At 50.7% G+C, this 18948-nt stretch carries 11 protein-coding genes; 1 reads left to right on the top strand and 10 read right to left on the bottom strand.

From position 1 onward, the window contains the following. Nucleotides 1-50: 50 nt before the first annotated feature. From dtd to BMW55_RS01410, 5 genes are all read right to left on the bottom strand, one after another. The gene (dtd, locus tag BMW55_RS01430; RefSeq protein ID WP_089964577.1) at nucleotides 51-506 is read right to left on the bottom strand and encodes a D-aminoacyl-tRNA deacylase; all 456 of its coding nucleotides are present in this window, start codon (nucleotides 504-506) and stop codon (nucleotides 51-53) included. Nucleotides 507-518: 12 nt separating this feature from the next. Further along, a complete protein-coding gene (locus BMW55_RS01425) occupies nucleotides 519-2669 on the bottom strand; it encodes a RelA/SpoT family protein (RefSeq protein WP_089964576.1) in 2151 nt (716 codons plus the stop codon). A 180-nt stretch (nucleotides 2670-2849) separates the two neighbouring features. After that, nucleotides 2850-3233 carry a hypothetical protein gene (locus BMW55_RS01420; RefSeq protein WP_089964575.1) on the bottom strand — a complete coding sequence of 128 codons (384 nt, stop codon included), beginning with the start codon at nucleotides 3231-3233 and terminating at the stop codon, nucleotides 2850-2852. 109 nt (nucleotides 3234-3342) lie between these two features. Beyond that, on the bottom strand, nucleotides 3343-6903 hold the full coding sequence (locus tag BMW55_RS01415) for a UvrD-helicase domain-containing protein (protein WP_170839671.1): 3561 nt from the start codon (nucleotides 6901-6903) through the stop codon (nucleotides 3343-3345). Next, the gene (locus BMW55_RS01410) at nucleotides 6900-10097 is read right to left on the bottom strand and encodes a PD-(D/E)XK nuclease family protein (RefSeq protein ID WP_089964573.1); all 3198 of its coding nucleotides are present in this window, start codon (nucleotides 10095-10097) and stop codon (nucleotides 6900-6902) included. Before BMW55_RS01410 ends, BMW55_RS01415 begins: the two co-directional genes overlap by 4 nt. Nucleotides 10098-10563: 466 nt before the next feature. Between BMW55_RS01410 and BMW55_RS01405 the strand changes: the two genes are divergently transcribed. Next, a complete protein-coding gene (locus BMW55_RS01405) occupies nucleotides 10564-10938 on the top strand; it encodes a group I truncated hemoglobin (protein ID WP_089964572.1) in 375 nt (124 codons plus the stop codon). 60 nt (nucleotides 10939-10998) lie between these two features. Here the strand turns inward: BMW55_RS01405 and BMW55_RS01400 are convergent, their stop codons facing one another. The 5 genes from BMW55_RS01400 to greA form a co-directional block, all read right to left on the bottom strand. Next, on the bottom strand, nucleotides 10999-13665 hold the full coding sequence (locus BMW55_RS01400) for an AAA family ATPase (protein WP_089964571.1): 2667 nt from the start codon (nucleotides 13663-13665) through the stop codon (nucleotides 10999-11001). Then, entirely contained in the window at nucleotides 13662-14801 is a 1140-nt protein-coding gene (locus tag BMW55_RS01395) for a metallophosphoesterase family protein (RefSeq protein WP_089964570.1), read from the bottom strand. The genes BMW55_RS01400 and BMW55_RS01395 overlap by 4 nt, the downstream gene beginning before the upstream one ends. 210 nt (nucleotides 14802-15011) lie before the next feature. Then, nucleotides 15012-15251: a hypothetical protein gene (locus BMW55_RS01390; RefSeq protein ID WP_089964569.1), complete on the bottom strand. Its 240-nt coding sequence runs from the start codon at nucleotides 15249-15251 to the stop codon at nucleotides 15012-15014. Between the two features lie 174 nt (nucleotides 15252-15425). Then, a complete protein-coding gene (gene fabF / locus BMW55_RS01385) occupies nucleotides 15426-16667 on the bottom strand; it encodes a beta-ketoacyl-ACP synthase II (RefSeq protein WP_170839670.1) in 1242 nt (413 codons plus the stop codon). Between the two features lie 549 nt (nucleotides 16668-17216). Then, nucleotides 17217-17696, bottom strand: coding sequence for a transcription elongation factor GreA (gene greA, locus BMW55_RS01380; protein ID WP_089964568.1), 480 nt, complete (start codon nucleotides 17694-17696; stop codon nucleotides 17217-17219). Nucleotides 17697-18948 lie beyond the last annotated feature (1252 nt).

Here is an 18948-nt window from a genome sequence, read left to right as displayed (position 1 = left end):
TTCTATAGATTGCCTCTGAATATTATAGCATATCCCTTTGTTTACACTCTTTATGGATTCGTTTGCGATTTGCTTTCCAAAATCAAAGTGACAGGGCCGTCATTGACGAGCGAAACCTGCATCATCGCTCCAAAAACGCCTGTCTCCACCCTTACTCCATACCCGCGAAGCACCTCATTGAAACGGTCATAGAGCACAAGCGCCTGTTCCGGTTTGGCAGCGGCCGTGAAATTGGGGCGTCTCCCCTTGCGGCAATCCCCGTAAAGAGTAAATTGCGAGACCGATAAAATGCTGCCCTGAACGTCTAAAAGTGATAGGTTCATCTTGCCCGCTTCATCTTCAAAGATGCGCAGATTCACCACTTTTTCCGCTAAATATTTCAGATCTTCTTCCGCATCCCCCTCCGTAAAGCCGACAAGTAAAAGGAGCCCGTGAGAAATGGCTCCCGAAATCCGTCCGTCCACACTTACCTGAGCTTCCTTTACTCTCTGCAGCACGATTTTCATCTGTTGTCACCCTTACTGTATGATCCGTCTGACACTGTAGATATCGCGAACTCTTTTCACTCTTTCGACCACCGACTTCAGGTGGTTGATATTCTGAATCCCGATCCGGATGTGAATGGATGCGATTCCTCTCTTATCCCCTTTGGCGCTGACCGCAGACAGATTGGTTTTGGAATCGTGAACCGCCTGCAACACTTCATTTAACAAGCCGCTTCGATCAAAGCCGGAAACTTCGATATCCACCTGATAGGAGTGGGTGGAATCACTGTCCCATTCGACCGAAATGCGGCGTTCTTCCGGAACATTGGCCAGATTGGGACAGTCGGAGCGATGAACCGTGACTCCCCGTCCCTGGGTGACATAACCGGCGATATCATCTCCCGGCACGGGGTTACAGCAGCGCGAAAGCCGAATGAGCAGATTTTCCACTCCTTTGACGCGAACCCCTTGGTCACCCCTTCGATTCCGTTTGGGAAGCGCCTTGACTTCCGGCAACACGACCGGAACCTCTGTCTTCAAACCATCTGTCAGCCGGTGAACCACCTGGGCGGTGGAAATACCTCCATACCCGACCGCTGAAAACATGTCATCCGCATCCTGGAAGTTGAACTTCTTGGTCGCTTCGGCGATGCGCTCCGGCGTCAGCACTACGTCCACATCAAATTCATGCTTCTTGAGCAGGGCAATGACCATTTCCTTGCCTTTCTCAATGCTCTCTTCACGCCGTTGCTTTTTGAACCAGGCGCGAATCTTGTTTCTCGCATGGGAGGATTTGACGATCTTGAGCCAATCCTGGCTGGGGCCGTAGCTGTGTTTGGAAGTGAGGATTTCAACGATGTCTCCGGTACTCAGCTTATAATCCAGCGGAACGATTTTTCCGTTCACTTTGGCCCCGATGCATTTATTGCCGATTTCCGTATGGATCCGGTAGGCGAAATCCAACGGAACGGAACCCATGGGGAGTTCGATCACATCCCCTTTGGGAGTGAAGACGAAAACGGAATCGGAGAACCAATCCACTTTCAAGCTTTCCACAAATTCTTGCGCGTCTTTGGACTCCTGCTGCAACTCCATCATTTCGCGGAACCATTTGAGTTTTTCTTCAAAATCGCTTTTCTGAAGCGCTGTCCCTTCTTTATATGCCCAATGGGCGGCGATTCCGTATTCAGCGGTGCGATGCATCTCCATCGTTCGGATCTGTACTTCGATGGGCTCCCCTTTCGGCCCGATGACCGTGGTGTGCAGGGATTGGTACATATTTGTTTTCGGCATCGCAATGTAATCTTTAAAGCGGCCCGGCATCGGTTTCCAAATGGTATGAATGATTCCCAACACCGCATAGCAGTCACGGACGGTTTCCACGATGACGCGGACGGCCAGCAGATCATAAATTTCATTAAACTCTTTATTTTGCGTTACCATTTTCTTGTAAATGCTGTAAATATGCTTGGGACGGCCGGAAACATCGATGACTTTGACTTCCATTTCAGCGAGGCGACCCTTGAGCGTTTGAATGATCTCGTTCAGGTATTCCTCCCGCTCTGCCCGTTTTTTCTTCATCAGGTGAACGATGCGGTAATACTGCTGGGGATTGAGATAGCGGAGCGAAATATCTTCCAGCTCCCACTTGATCTTGGAAATTCCCAGCCTGTGGGCAAGAGGCGCAAAGATCTCCAGGGTCTCTTTTGCTTTTTGCCGCTGTTTGTGTTCCGGCATATACTTCAATGTGCGCATGTTATGGAGACGATCCGCCAGCTTGATCAGAATCACCCGGATATCCTGGGCCATGGCGACAAACATTTTCCGGTGATTTTCCGCCTGGTGCTCTTCATTGGATTTAAATTTCATCCGTTTATTCAGCTTGGTGACACCATCGACCAGATTTTTCACCGTCTCGCCGAATTGCGCCTCAATCTGTTCCAGGGTGACACCCGTATCCTCAACGACATCGTGCAGAAGGGCAGCCACCAGCGTGGCGATATCCATCTGCAGTTCTGCCAGAATTTCCGCAACAGCTACCGGATGATGGATATAAGGCTCTCCCGATTTGCGCACCTGTCCCTGATGGGCCTCTCTCGCAAACTGATACGCCTTCTCCAATTGCTCTATATCATTTTCGGTTAAATATTCCCCAGCCTTTTCTAGCAGTTGCTCCACCGGCATAGTCGCTTCTCACCCGTACGAAAATAATTTTCCTATTATTATTACCCAAGGATGTAGGAAAAGCAAGCGAAGAATCCTCACCGTTTCACAGGGATGATACGCGGACAGACCATATCTAAATATTCCGAAATATATTCCGGAGCATAGAAGTGCCGGCTGATAGTATCAACCGGCTCTCTCTTACCGCCAATCCCCATGGTGCTCCTTCTCTTTGCGCATGCGAAGTCTACCTTTGGCAAAGCCTCCCGTCCGCTTCCGGATCGACAAGTAGACAGCGGAAAGCAGCACGGCTGCAAGGGTTACCATCAGATAGTCCATATAATTCTTCGTCCAAAACATGAGGACCGGACCGATGAAAACAGCGGCATAAGCAACCCATTCAAAGCAAGAAAGGAGCATTTTCCAAACTTTGCCCATGTATTCGCGAATAACCAGTTCACCAGGACTAAACATTTCACGGAAGAGCAGGATAATCAGTCCGACCATCCAGATGATGAAAGAAACAAAAAAGATTCCGGCAAAACCGGCTATCAACGCGGAAAAGATCTCGTGAATCATATCCACTTACCCATTCTCTCCCTCGATGCAACTTCATATTTGCATAACCAACCCTGCTACCATCATAGTGCATCCCGGTGTTCCCTGCAAATAGGCAATTAAAACGGATGAAAAATCAAGGCTCCCGCACGGCATCACAGATGATTCTGTACTCGCAGTATCCGCATCTTTTCCCCGGCCTCGCTTCCCAGGGCTCGGTCGGGCCCGCCGAGGTCCTAAGCAACCGGATGCTTTTCCCCACCTCTTCTTCAGCGTCCCGCAACCACTTGTCGGTAACTGTAAATGTATATTCCCGGTCGGGTTTTAAAAAATAGAGAGTCGCCTTTTCAGGAATCAGATTCCACATCCGCTTGGCAGAAAGCACATACAATTCCAGCTGGGGCTTGTATTCCATGGCCGCCTCCTCCACTTCAGAAACGGAGATCTGGTCCGTTTTATAGTCAATGATCTCCCAAGTCCCGTTCGGGTGGGGAAGCAGGCAATCGATCACTCCGATCACTTGAAGCCCGCCCAGATTGACGGCAAATTCCTGCTCCGTCCGTGGTTCCTCCCGGTTTATTCCGGCATAGACCCGGCTGTTTAAGAAGTTCCCGATATAAGGACGGACTTCGGCTTCGGCCGCTTTCTGCACAGAACGGGGCAGCGAAAATTCGTTCCAGACGTTTTGCGCGATTTTCTCCCACGAAAACGTTCTGTTTTCCGGTTTGGAAAGAAGTTCGATCAGCCGGTGAACCACTCTCCCCTTGACGGTTGGAGAAAGGACCGGCATCCCGGCATAGCCCCTGTCTTCCGGCTCCTCTTCCGTCAGCTGAGGCAAACCCAGCACATGCTGATAAAAATATTTCCGCGGACAGTTCACCAGCTTTTTCCAGTCTGTCACGCTAATCTCGAGCAGATCGTGTTCCGTGTATCCCCTTGGCTTTAAAAATTCAAGCGGTTCCTTCCCGCCCTCTCCTCGCTCTGTCGCCAATTCTCCCGCCAGATATCTGTCGAGCGGTGTTTCCATGGAGTCCGTGGGGATTTCGTCCTCCGCCAGATCCGCATGTACCCGAATCGGCAGGCAATGCTCGGAGAAAGACCATCTCCGTTCTTCCCAATCAATCTTTCGATAGTCCAAAATACCGTCCAGCCATTGACTCCATTTGGTCACTTCCCGGATGCTTTTCCCCTCCTTTAACGGTTCCACCGCCCCGCAGAGCACCAATCTGCTTTCCGCCCGGGTGCAAGCCACATAGAGCAGCCGCACCGACTCTTCCCATTCCAGTCGCCGGTTTCGTTCGACGGCCTGTTTCCAGCGGCTGAGTTCGACGCTTTCTCCCCGTTCATCTTTCATCACCACAACCAGTCCCGCTTCGGCATCGATCCGGACGGCTCCATGGCGCTCCGTATTTGCATAAGAAAGGTCAGCCACATAAACAACAGGAAATTCCAACCCTTTCGACTGGTGAATGGTCATCAGTTTGACACTGTCACTGTGTTCGGATTCGACGGATGCCTCTGTCTCCGCCTGTTGGTCTCTCATCAACAGGTCCATCCGCTCCAGGTACTCAGGAACGGAATAAGCGGCAAGCCCTCTCATACTCCGGGCCTGCCGGATCAGCTTTTTTAGATTGGCCACTGCCTGCTTGCCTTCCGGGGCCGCCCACATCAGATAACGATATCCGCTTTCCTCAAGCATGCGTTCCATCAGATCCGCCACCTTGAGCGCACCCACCCACTCTCCAGCGCGGGTCCAGAGATGATGGAACTGGTACAATTTGCTCCGCTCTTCTTCCGGAAGGCCCGGCAGTTCCGCCCAATCCTTGGCACTTACCTGCCACTGATTCTCCAGGGAGATCCTGAGCAGCGTTTCATCTGAAATGCCGCAAAACGGGGAGCGGAGCACCCCAGCCAGGGCAAGTCGGTTTTCCGGTTCCACCAGTACCCGCAAAAAGTGCAGCAGGTCAGCAATTTCCTGCCGGTCATAAAATCCGCGCCCTTTGACAATATGAAACGGAATATTCCATTTTGCCAATTCCCGTTCATATTTTTTTACGTGAGTCATCGCCCGAAACAGAAGCGCGATATCCCGTGCCGGGGTTCCCGCTTCCATCATCCCGGCGATATGTTTGGCCACCATCTGAGCCTCCGCGTCTCTCCGGTCCCATCCCGGCGGCAAATCCTCCTTCTTATGGGGCACAGCGAGATACTCCACGACAACTTCCGGACGCGTTTGATCTTCCCGCGACTGTACAGGCTGGTAATAGTTGGGCGACTCCTTTTCCTTTGCCATCAAGCGTCCGAAAAAGTGATTGTAAAAAGAAATCAACTCAGGGTGGGAGCGAAAGTTTGCCGTGAGAGCCACCTCTTGGCCGCCTGATGCCAGGATTTCCATCCGGGTGCGGTGGAAAAGCGAAACATCCGCTCCGCGGAAACGGTAAATGGATTGCTTTGGATCACCGACCACGAACCATGTTCCAGGCGTATGATTTCCCTGTTCATCATTGATCAGCAGGTCAATCAACCTTTTTTGCAGATCGTTGGTGTCCTGGTACTCATCCACCATCAAATACCGGATCTTTTTTCGCATCTCCGCGCGGATTTCCGGATGCTCGCTGAGCAAAGAACAAACCCGCGACTGCATTTCGTCAAAATCAACACCGGCCCGTTCCTGTTTGAGCCGGTTGTAGCGCTCAATGATCCGGGCGATCAGGTCGCATATCACCGCCGTCAGCTCTTTTTCATCAGGCAGATAGAGTTGCTCATGAATGATTCCGGCCAACTGTTCACAGGCTTCCCTGCACTCCTCCAGCGGCTGTTTCACTTCCTCCTTTGAGCCCCACCTGCCGGCCAGCGATTCCTGCAATGAATGGATCATTTTCAATTTCTCCGGATCACCGGCTGCTTTTTTCCAGATCCCGCGAATATCTGACCACTTAGCCCTGAACTCCTCCGCCCTTTTCAATTTTTTCAGTGCAAGCAAACGTTCCGCCGATGCCAACAGTTGCCCTTCCCATCTGCCAAACTCATTTTTCCTCTTTGTCTCAAGCTCTTCTTCCGCCTGATTCAGATGCCAAGTCGTCACCCGTTTCAGCTCGTCCGGGCTCCATCCATGGGTGAAACACTCCAAAACTGCCGACATGAACTGTCTCTCCGCCGCTTGGATGCCGACACCGACCAGCCACCGTTCGAACACCCGGGCTTCCCGTCCCCCGGGTGAAAGATCCAAAAAAGAGGAAAGTGTCTGCTCGACAGCTTCTTTTAACAGCCACCGCGCCTCAAATTCTTCCAACACCCTAAATTCCGGATCGACACCTGCTTCAATCGGAAATTTTTTAAGGATGCTGCGGCAGAAAGAGTGAATGGTTGTGATACAAGCCCGCTCGATTTCAGTTAACAGCCGGTACCACCCGTCCGCTTCCTCTACATTTCCGGCCAATCGGGCTTTCATGAGACGTTCCTCCATTCCCCTGCGCACTCTTTCTTTCATTTCGGTGGCCGCTTTTTCCGTAAACGTAATCGCAACCACCTGATCGAGCAAATCGGTGTTAAACCGGTGCTCAGCCAATATCTTTAAATAGCGTTCCACCAGCACGCGCGTCTTTCCTGAACCGGCTCCTGCGGAAACAATGCAATCCCGGTTCAGGGAATGGGTAGCCGCTTGCTGCTCGGGTGTGAGTTGGATGTTGCCGGTCATTCGCGTCCCCCTTTCCGATGGCTGAACCGGCATATTTTCCGCTGCGGACAGTACTCGGGACAAGTCCAGGCAGGATCCACAGCGAAATCGCCCTCCATCACTTTGTCCAGCTGATCCTCGATGAATGAACGCAGCTGTTTCTCCACCTCATCCCATGTGTCCTGATCCAGACGGGAGCGGACTTGTTTTCCGATTCCTGCACGGTCTGCCAGTTCCTTTTTCCATAAACCTTTATTTCTGTTGTCAACTGGTGCGCTTTGACTCGTCCCCCGCGTATAAAAAGCGGCTCCGACGGCTTTTTCCCGGGAGAACCCGAAGCCGTGCTCCAGCGCCCACAAGTAAAGGGGAAGTTGCAATTGCCTCCCTTCCTGTATTTCCTGAGCGGATGGAGCCTGTCCCGTTTTATAATCGTAAACGGCATAATACCCCTCATTCACATCCACCCGGTCAATTTTGCCTTTCAGCCGCAGGGTGTGCCTGGACAGGGGAATGGAAACCGGTTCGGAAACGGACCGCGGGTCCAATAAGCCGTCCGCTTGCCGGTTGAGATCGAGCGGCAAACCAAAGGAAAGTTCCAAATAAGCAGGCGGGTGATAGTTGTTGGTTTCCTTGCGCCAATGGAGTTCATGGTTCCAGAAAGCGCTCAGGGTCTGCTTCAGTCGCTGCTTCTCGATCCTGAGATAGGAGGGATGCCTGCCACGCACACGGGCGAGCAGCTTTTCCGCAGTCTCCCCGGCAATAGTCATCAATCGCTCCCGGGCATGCTCCTCATCGCGGAAACTCCATTTTCCCTGCCGATATTCACTGAAGAACCTGCACAGCGCTTCGTGAATGAGTTCTCCTTCTTCCAACCGGCTGATTCCCCGGACGATGTCTTCCGCCTGATGCGCTTTCCATATTTTTTCAGCCATAAAATGAAAACGGCATGTCATCATTTTATTCAAGTCCGTCGCACTCCAGATTTGCCTTTTGGCCCAATCCTCCAGTTGCCGCCGTAACTTTACGTCCTCCGCCACACCGTCAAACCGGGTAAAGGAGTCCATTCTCCTCGCTTGTTCTGCCTGAATCCGATTCACCAGCGATTGCCACATGCGGGGGGAACGGCGCAGAAGATCGTCCAAAACAGAGACAGCCAGTGACGATGATTCATCATCCACCGGTCTGGTCAACCGGCTGAAGGCAAATTCAAGTCCTTGATCCGGCGAAAAAGAATCCTGCCACTCCGGTGGTCCCACTTGCTCGGACAGGTCTTTTTCTCTCTTATGAATCGAATCCGGTTGAAAAACGGATACACATTCCTCCAAAAAAGGAGAGGGCAACTCCCTGTTCCCGTCTTCATCTGTGTTGGGATAAGACAGAACGAGAAAATCGACTGCGGAAATCACGCTCATAAAAAATGGGAGGAGTTGGCGCTGACGCAATTCCTGTGACAGATCCAACAAAACCTCTTCCGCCCGGAGTTCCTCTCGTGCCTCATCCGGGAGCAGCCAATGATCCGAAAAGTTACGCGGCCATTTCCCCTCCACACATCCCAGCACAAACACCGCACGAAACCGGTCGCCCCGAACCTGTGTGGCCGGGAGCAACCGGACTCCCTTTCTGCGGGCTGGTTTTCGTTGCACGAAAAGTTGTTCTGCGGATTGCAGCAATGTGGTCAAAAAACGGGTGCGGCTTACCGGTTCCCTTCCCTTGTCCTCAGCAACCAGGTACGACCATTCCCTGATCAATTGTTCGAGACAATGCCACGCATTCATCCCTTCGGCCAGTTCCTCGTAACGGTCCGGATCCAAGGCCATCTGCCGCCATTTATCCTTATTTTTCAGCGGTTTCATCCACTGCTGGAACCAATTCAGCCACCCGGACCAAGTCTCTTCTTCCGGAATGGATTCCACCCACTCGAAAACCGCTTCCACTGCTCGGCCTGCAGCAACGAGTGCGGGATCTGTCTCCTGATCACCCTGCCGAATATCCCACTCTTGCCGAAACTCGGCCAAACGGACCGGATCGCCGAGTTCGCGGATCAGCCGGAGACATTCTGTGTACCTGCCGTGGAACCAGGAAAGATGCGGGCTACAGAAAAGTGCGCGCCCTCCCTCAACCTTTCCCGCCTTCATTAAAAACGCGGCGGAAATGGTTTGCAACAGGGAATTTTCGGAGAGTTTTTGCTTGTACGGCGAACTGACGGGAATACCGGCCTGCTCCAACTTTTTGAACAAAATACGTGCATATGCATCCATTTCAGCAGAGATGATCGCCACATCGGAACAGTCTGCCTGTTCTTCTCTCAACCACTGTTTCAAACGGGCAACCACCAAATCCACTTCCGCTTCCATGCCGGGCGCGGACAGGATCTCCAACGCATCGTCGGCCAATGCAACTGCCGGTTCCGGTGAAAAAGCATTTTCAGCCAAGTGCATGAGCGAGATTCTCTCAACTTTCACTCGGTTGGGGTCACGGCTTACCGGCACAGTCTGGAACCCTTTGACCTGCAGCCTCGAGACCAGCGGTTCGACCATATTTCTCAGGCGCGGTCTGGTTTCATCCCACATGAGATGAAGGTGAACCTCGACTCCTTCTGTCACCAACTGGATGAGAAGCTGTTCCTGCAACGGGTTTAAGTCATGAAAATGTTCAAGCACCACCCGGTCGGGCAAGTGAATCGTCTCTGTCTTTTGAGACATGGATTGCATCAGATCAAAATAATATTGCTCATGGTCAGAAACCTGAAAACGCCGGAGCAACTGCTGGTACTTTTCATAAATAAGCGCCAGCTCCTGATATTTCGGTCTTTTATTCTTCCACAGCCGTTTGAGTCGCATCGGTAAAATGCCCGCTCGTTTCATTTCTCCAAGAACTTTTTCCAGTGACAGAATCCAATTGTCCGAGCAGGACGATACCATTTGAAAATAGGATAACTCCCCTTCCCTCTCCAGCTCCGTGACGGCTTGCTGAACCACCCAGTGCTGTTCTGCCGCCGACATCAGACGGTATGGCGAGTTCAACAGATGGCGGACAAAGTGGTCAAAGGTGATCCACTTCACTTGCTTTGTCCGCATTTGCTTTTTCATCCGCTCTGCTTGTCCGGAGCCGGGAAGAATATAGACGGTATTTTTCTCTTCCTGTTCATATTTCTCATCCCACCCCATACCCAGGCGAGCCTGGGAAACGGGATGCAAGTAAATCCAGCCGGCCATCTGATTAACCCCTTACTAAAAATATTTCCAAAGACAAAAGTGTCACCTGTTGTAACAGAGGCTCTAACTGCTTCTCCATTCGATCCGATAAACCTGTGGTGAGTGCCGGGCAGGAGTCCCCCATCGCACAAACCATAGAATAGATTTGCTGTCTGAGTCAATTCTCTGTCCGCCTCTGTATGCCCTGCTGGAAAAAACGAGATGATATCAATTATCGACTGATAAGTCCGAATAGTTTTAAATCTATACAATTATCATTGCACAAATAATAGAAATCGCATACACTTTTACTAAGAAATATGGATGCAAGAAAAGACAGCAGATGACGAAGTAAAGTTTCCCATATTCAATCGCTACAACCTGATCCTCTAACAGATCAGCGTACATATATTCTCATCATCAGCTTATTTTTTGCAGTCATTCCTACTCTTTTTCATTTGATTTAACGGTTGAACGGAGGTTGAATATGTTAAAAAGCTCAAAAAGCACTCTGTATGAAAGGATAGGCGGTGAACAAGCGATTGCGGCAGTCATTAATGAGTTTTATAACCGAATGTTGCAAGATGACCGGGTCAGTCATCATTTCGTAGGTGCAAATATGGACCGCCTGCGCAGGCATCAGATCACTTATTTTATGAGCTATGCCCTGGGAGGGCCAAAAAGGTACGAAGGCAGTACCCTGCGCTCTGCCCATGCCGGTTTGCAAATCTCTTCAGAGGAATATGAAATAGCCATTAAACATTTGAACAGCTCTTTGCGCAAATATAATGTTCCCATCGAAGATATCGCTAAAATTGAAGCTTTCCTTCGCAGTGTAAAACCGCACATCATCAATAAATAATTCATCATACCCGAAAAGCCGGTCGCAACCGGCTTTTCTTCTGTTCAAATCCGTTTCCGATTATCCGGGCAGCTGAATAGAATGATAATCCATCCCTTCTTCTCTCAACAGTTTGCTTTCACGGTGTTGGCACGTACAGAGGATAATCTGATGTTGATCCGAAAAATCGCGCAACAGACGAAGGGCTGCACGCAAGCGTTTCTCGTCAAAGTGGGCAAAGCAATCATCGAGAATCAGCGGAAGGCAAGTTTTTGTATGGCTGGAATAAAACTGAAGCAAACTTAACCGCAGAGCGAAAACCATCTGGTCCATGGTGCCTCTGCTTAATGCTTCCACTTCCTTGTTCTCTCCCGTTTCCGGCACAAACACCTTCATCTGTAAACCGTTTGCCGGATCGATCCACACTTCCCGGTACCTGCCCCCTGTCACCGTGCCGACCCATTTGGAAACATAGGGAGCCAATCGGGGAGCGATATTCTCTTTCACCTCCCGTGCCGCCTCCAGCAATACCTCTCTCGCCAACTCCAGCGCCTTTCGCTCGCGTTCCAGCTCCTGAACCTTCTGTTTGGCACATTCCCAGGCAGTCATGGCATCCGGGAGCCCGGAAATCCATTCTTCCAGCTTTTCAATGCTTCCTTGCAGCTTATCAAACTCTGCCTTTTTGGCGCTCCAAATCTCTCCGATCCGTTCACGCTCAAACTCCGCCTCTCTGAAGCGCTCCTTCCAGTCTATGTCCGTTTCTTGTTCATCCGGCTCCTCCAACGCCAGCCGGTTCGATAACCCCGTCATCCCGTCTTCCAATTCTTTTCTTTTCTCTTCCCAATTCTCCAGCTGTCTCATTTGCTCAAACGCCTCAATCTTCTCTTGCTCCGCCCGGATGATGCGTTCCCGTTCGCGCACCTGCTCGCTTTGGTCCAACCAGATTTTGATTTGGGTGAGATCAGCAGTCCCATATCTCTTTTCCCAGGCGGCAAGAACAGCGTGCAACTGGTCCAAATCCTGCCTGACGGCCAGTTCTTCCCGCTGCTTGGTTTCCTTTTGCAAGATGAGGCCGGATCGCTGTTCTCTTACCCGTTTGGCCTGACGGGCGACTTCTCGGATCATCTTCTCCCATACGGGCGGATCGAACGGAGGTAGACCTTCTGTCACGGAAGCCAGCCATTCCTTCACTTCCTGGCGGATCTTCTCCATCATCTCCTCGTTTTGGTCCAGTTCTCTTCTGTGCCACTGTTGAATCGCTTCCACTTGAAGCAAACTTCTCCTGATGCTTTCCTCAGCACGATGGCGGTTCCGCGTCCAGCGATAGATGGCAAACAAAGTAAAAAAGCCGGGAAGAAAGGCGGCGATGGGAAAAAGCATCAACAAGAGTATCGTGATCATCGCGCCGGATGCCGCGGCAAACAGCCAACCCTTTCCAGTCCCTGCCGGAGGATGCAGCCGGTTTGGCCTCGGCAACTTTGAATCATGTCCGCTGCTTTCCTGCCCCCATTCTCTCCCTTCCGGTTGCCGTTGATGGAGCCCATCCTTTTGCGACGGACCGTTCCCGCTCATCTCGTTTTCCAATTGGAGATTTCGCCGCTCCAGATTCTGAAACTCCTGCAAGCGATAAAGCATCTCCACCGGTTTGCTTTCATCCATCGCGAGTAAACGACGATGCCGGCGTTCCAAACTTTCCAGCTCCCGGTTCAACCGGTCTAATTCGCCGGAAATGCCGGACAGTTGACGGTTCAGCTCATCTCTCCGTTTCAATTGCTGTTCCAGTTGGTAGTATTCCTGATGGGTGATCCGATGCGGCGGTTGGAGGCTGTCTATTTCCGCCTGCAAAGCCGCTTGAAGACGAAGCGAAGCCTGGTAGGCGTCCATTTTTTCCTGTAACGAATCCCGTTGCAACGAAAGATTCTTCCACTCTTGCTGCATCGCGATTCGCTTTTCCTGTTGCTCAGCTTTTTTCTTGATCTCAGAACAGCGATGCTCCGCTTCCTCCTTCTTCTTTTGTAAAGATTCCAACTCGTTCCTTAACGCAAATAACCGTTCTTTCTCGCGGGTATATTGATGATAGTCTTCCTTCAGCTGCTTCAACTCTTTTTCCAGCTCTTCCATTTTTCTGAGAGCGGATCCGTACGGTTTGGCGGAGGTTTTGCCCGTACCGATGTCGCTTAATTGCGCTTCCAGCTTTTTGACAGCGGGAGTGGCATCCAGGTCTTCCCCCTGGCTCATGAGCAGTTTCAATTTTTCTACCATGCGGGAATCGCCATCGGGAGAATCATCTTTTAAGATCAATGAACCTGAAGTCAGCATCGCGATGCGGCGAAAACTCTCCCCGGATAAACCCGTTTGTTTCTCCAGAAAGCAGCGGTCCTTTCTCTTTTTATCCATGGGAAATTGGCTGGTGATATCAATGGATTTCGTCAGGTTGATCAGCTCTTCTGCGTCCTTGTCAATGCGAAGGTTGCGTACGAGTCGGTAGGAATCGGGTCCGAGCGTATACTCAATTTCGCCGCCGTAATCCTCTCCTTGCCACGGCAAAAACTTTCCATACCAGTCCGCCGCTCTCTTCGTTTTCAAACCTTCTTTTTTCGCCCCGTACAAAAGGGCGAACATCCCCTGCAAAAGAGTGGACTTACCCGCCTCGTTTGGTGCTTCAATCAGATTGATCCCGTCGACAAAAGTAAACTCCTGGTCGATCCATCGACCGAAACCGCGGAACTTGACCCGATTGATCTTCATGACCTCACATGCTCCTTTGCCAGCAGTGCTTCCAATCCCTTGTACAATGCCCGTTCATATTCCGCTTGCCGGTCAGGATTCTGTTCCATCCGCTCTTCCATCTTGCGGATAAACACACCAATCACCCCGGGTTGTCTCCGGTAATATTCCAGATCAAAGTCGGGTTTCGACTGATCCTCCAAATATACGGCATAAAACCCCGCTTGTTTTAAACGTTCTTCCATCCGGCGGAGGGAGTCTTCTTTCAGCTCCAACTCACGGGCCCGCCGTCCCGTTAACTCTACCGCGTGATAACCGTTTTTGTCAGCGGCCCCCGTTTCTTGAAGAATCCGGACGATGACCTCTTCCATTGTTTCGCATCCTTGGATGTCGACACGGTGTTTTTCGTACACCCGCGTTTGGATGGATACGGGTTCAATCCTAACTCCTCTTTCATCCAAAACGCCATAGGTCACCGTCCGCTCCCCTGTCTCTTTCCAATTTAATGCCTCCGGCGAGCCGGGATAGCGGACCCACGTCCGTCTCCGGTTGTTCAAACGGTAATCCGCCGCTTTATGGATATGACCCAGTGCCACATAATCCATTTCCAATAAGGCCAGCTCCTGTTCGCAGATGGGGAAATAAGGGGAAGATCCATCCTGCACCAAAAAATCCCCGTGAACGACCATCACTTTCCTCCCGTCTGCCTTCAAGCCGTCTGGAGCCTTCCACTCAGACTCGGTAAAATCGGTAAATCCCCGCCCATAGACAGTCAAATCAAACTCCGGAAAATGGAGCGATTCCCACTCTCCGCCAAAGATATGGACATTTTCCGGCCACTCCTCCAAACAGTAAACTGAATCCGGCCGATACGGATCGTGGTTGCCGGGGGCAATCAACACCCTTGTCCCGGAGATTTGGCGGAATTGTTCTTTGACAAACCTGACTGTCGATTTGCTTACAACTCCGTATTCCAAAAAATCCCCGGCAATAAATAAAAAAGGGACTTGTCTTTCTTTCACCAGCGAAATCATCCGTTCAAATGTCTGACGATACTCTTGACTGCGTTTCCAGGCCTCCTCTTTAGAACCCTTCCATCCTTTTACCGGCTCATCCAAATGCAGATCGGCGGTGTGGATCCACGTCACCGGCTTCATTTTATACCACCTCCGGATCAAGATTTCTGACCGGGATCATGATCGGATGACAAGAGAGCCCGGATAATATGTATTTATATAAGAAAAACAAACCAAACTAGTAAGGAAAATTTCTGTCGGTACAGGTGATTCGTTATGCAAAACAACAGAATAAACATTCTCTCAACCTGTTTGTTTCTCCTTCTGCTGCTGTCAACAAATAACGCCTGGTCACATCCCCTTCAGCCGGCCGGAACCCATATCACGAAACTGGAAGTTTGGCGCATCGACGGAAACACCCGGCACCCCGTTCGCACCGGGCTGATGATCGAAACCGAAATGGAACGAGTCCTGGGCAGCGTGCAGCAGATGGCCGGGATTTCTTCTCTGAATCTTCCCGCAACCTACTACCATTTCCGATTTGACACACCCGTCGTTTTGCCTGCTTCTCCCGTCGGTCACCCGATTCATGAGGCAGTCATCACTCTCCCGGCCAATGGTTGGGACCCGCCTAAACTCCTGATCAAAAACGCGCAAAATCAATGGGTTGAATATCGAGCGTCCCGTCCGCTGAGCATAGTGGTCAACCAGCTGAAAGCATGGGAAAAAGCAACGCCCCGGAAAAAGGCATCCGGGGCGTTTTCTTTATTCTTCCCACTTTTTCACGATCAGGCTGACATTGTGACCTCCAAACCCAAACGAGTTGCTCATCACGAACCGGCAATCCCTGCGACGCGGGTGATTGGGAACATAGTCCAAATCTGCTCCTTCATCCGGTTCTTCCAGGTTGATGGTGGGAGGAATCCACCCATGGAGCAGGGTCATCACAGAGGAGATCATCTCAACTGCGCCAGCCGCCCCCAACAGGTGACCGGTCATCGATTTAATTGAACTGATCGGTATCCTTGTGGCATCATCGCCAAAGACACGTTTCACAGCCAGCGTTTCCATCCAATCATTCAGCGTCGTACCCGTTCCGTGGGCATTGATGTAATCAATATCCGTCGGAGAGAGCCGCGCATCCTGTAAAGCCAGTTTCATCGCATTGACCGCACCGGTTCCATCCGGGGTCGGGGAAGTGATGTGATAGGCATCCGTCGTTGTCCCGTATCCAATCAATTCGGCCAGGATGGGAGCATTTCTTTTTCGGGCATGCTCCAATTCCTCCAGCACGACAACGCCGGCCCCTTCACCCGCCACAAATCCGTCACGCCCGCGGTCAAAAGGGCGGCTGGCCTTGGCAGGTTCATCGTTCCTTCTCGATAACGCCCGGATTTTGGAAAAGGCAGCCAGCCCCAAGGGAGTAATCGGCGCCTCTGTTCCACCCGCCAGCATGATATCAGCGGCACCGTGCTGGATGGTACGCATCGCCTCGCCAATACAGCTGCTGCCGGTTGCACATGCGGTGATAACCGCTGCCGAAGGGCCTTTGGCTCCGGTGGCGATGGCGATTTCCCCGCAAGCCATATTGGCCAGCATCGCGGGAGCCAAATAGGGACTCAGCTTCCCCGGTCCTGAGCTCAGGATGCGCTGATGTTCCTGTTGGATCATCTGCAGTCCTCCGCTGCCGGTTCCCACCATGACGCCGGCCCGTTCGCTCAAACCCCCCGTTAATTCCAATCCGGCATGCTCCAGTGCCTGCTTGGCTGCCGCAAGACCCATCTGCGAAAAACGATCCATCCGCTTCGCTTCTTTTTTATCCATGTAGTTTTCAGGGACAAAATCATCAATTTGTGCCGCAATGGTGGTGGAATATCCGGCGGGATCAAAGCGGGTAATCGGTCCGGCCCCGCTTCTCCCTTCCATCAAGCTTTGCCAGAAAACATCTCCGTTTAAACCGATTGGAGTGATTAACCCATAACCTGTAATGACCACCCGTCTGCGCACAATCCCCACATCCTTCAAACTTCGAATTACAAGGTAGTATGTGGAAATAAGGAAAATTTATACCATCCGGGTGGCATTTTTATGAAAAAAGCCCAAAAAACGCCCATCTCTATCAGACTATTCAGATATATTAGGGGAGTAATATTCGACCAAGAAATTTGTGGAAAGATGATGGGCCCCAATATATAAATATATAATGGATCAGTCAACTTCCCCTGTCTACAGCCGGGGGCTTGGCAGTAGCCTGCGCTCCGACGTTCGGCTGGTTGACGGCAGCCCGGTTCTTTCAATCCGACAGTTTCAACGGTTCATCAACCATTAATTTTACAGGCCATCGGCGCCCCCCCAAATCTTTCGTTTTCAACCGTTTGATCTCCGCAAAAGCGGGCGAGTGCCTTAAAAACGATTAACCTGCGCAAGAGGAGAACGGGAAGAAAAGCCGGATCCTTGAGGTCACAGAAACCAATCCATTCCGATGATTTCCTCACGTTATTCTCATTCCTGGTCGACAACAAACCCCTTTGCCGCTATGACAAAGGGGAATGCGAATTACTCGATTTCGATGATTTTAAATTGAATCGTGCCGGAAGGAGCCGGTACATCGACGGTATCTCCTACCTTTTTACCGATCAATTCTGCCCCGATGGGAGACTCGTTGGAAATTTTTCCGGAAAGCGGGTCGGATTCTGCACTTCCCACAATCGTATAAGTTTCAGTATCCCCGTCGGGCAATTCTTGGATCGTCACTTTGGAACCCACATTCACGATGTTTTTATCGATATGTTGGGAGTTAATGATTTTCGCGTTGCGAATCATATTTTCCAACGTAATGATGCGCGATTCAATAAAAGCTTGCTCCTCTTTCGCCGCATCATATTCGGAATTCTCGCTGAGATCTCCTTGCGCAATGGCTTCTTTCAAACGCTGGGCGACCTCATGCCGTTTTTGCGTCTTCAGGTATTCCAGTTCTTGCTTAACTTTTTCCAATCCCTCTTCCGTTAATAGTACCTCTTTTTTATTTTGCGCCATACCGATTCCTCCCTTAATCTGTCCAAACTAACTTATGTCAACTACCTTCGCTAAAGTAGTGAGCTTGCAGTTCATCACAAGAGACCGGCTTCGGCCGGTTGTCGCTGCGTGTGCCTGCCGGGTACCGCCACAGGGTCAGCCGGTCCGGTTCACACCACAGAATTTACCGTCCAGCTCCTCTCCGGCTATGGCGATACTTCATGCCGATCGGTCAGTACTACGGGTATTTCCGGGACCAACCACCTGCCCGTTGATGAACTATGTTGACATCGCTCTCTCCCTTCACTGTTCCCCGCCTGGGAATGCGAATCTTCGAGAGCAATCGGGTAAATATCTCCTTAAAAGATGAATGGTTGATCAGCCATTTTCCGGAGTACCAAGGCATACCCCCCGGGGCAAGCCTGAATACACCGGAAATCCATATGCAGCAATCTCCAGTGTTATGACAACTGCGCTTCATCGATCAATCAGGTTGCCAAGCGCAGTTCATTTTGTCTTCCCGTTTCGAACATATTTCAAACTATGGCCAAAACCGCAGTCGGCACCGGATGTCCAAAGACCAGTTTTTCCCTTGTAAGCGATTTCATGTACAGTTTCTTGGCAAAACTCTCCCTCCGGGATCTGATGAGCGGCGGCATCCCGTAGAGAAGACAGCATGAATACGGACTGCTGAATATATTAGCACATTTCATTCATTCCTCCAAGAGATTTACAAAAAAGTTTTTCCCATTCCAGTCTCTGTTGCGCCGCTTCCGCGGGCAGACTTCAAATCCCCCTTCGCTTCTCCCGTTTCTCTTTTTTTGCCACCCAATTTCTTTATCATAAATGTGCAGAAAAAGGTTTGAAGGTATGCATGTTTATACAAGATGATATTTTCCCTAAATTATTATAATATTCGACTAAGTTCAATTATTATCCTTCTTTTGCGCCAAAAAAATCATGAACAAACCCGAAGTTCCCCCGTATATTTCCCCTTTCAACAACCAAATCAAACACGATCGGTTCATGGTATAAAATGTTCATCCGTTTTTGTAATTTAAAGCGATCTTGTCCTTGACAGCACATGTTTTGGAAAGGATCTCCGCTAAAATATGAAATAAATGAAAAATCGGTTCCTTTGCCAAAACAGTGATCCTCTCCGGTTCGACGGTGTGAACATGCTGAATGCAAAACCATTCCTTTGCTTGTCTATGGGGGGAGTGTTCGGAAACAGTCGAGCATTTTTTCTCTTCATCCCCCAAGCTCCTGGATC

Origin of the sequence: Lihuaxuella thermophila (assembly GCF_900110165.1) — a bacterium.
GTDB lineage: Bacteria > Bacillota > Bacilli > Thermoactinomycetales > Thermoactinomycetaceae > Lihuaxuella > Lihuaxuella thermophila.
Note: the sequence above shows the minus strand (reverse complement) of the source record. Positions and strands in the feature narration are given on the sequence as shown.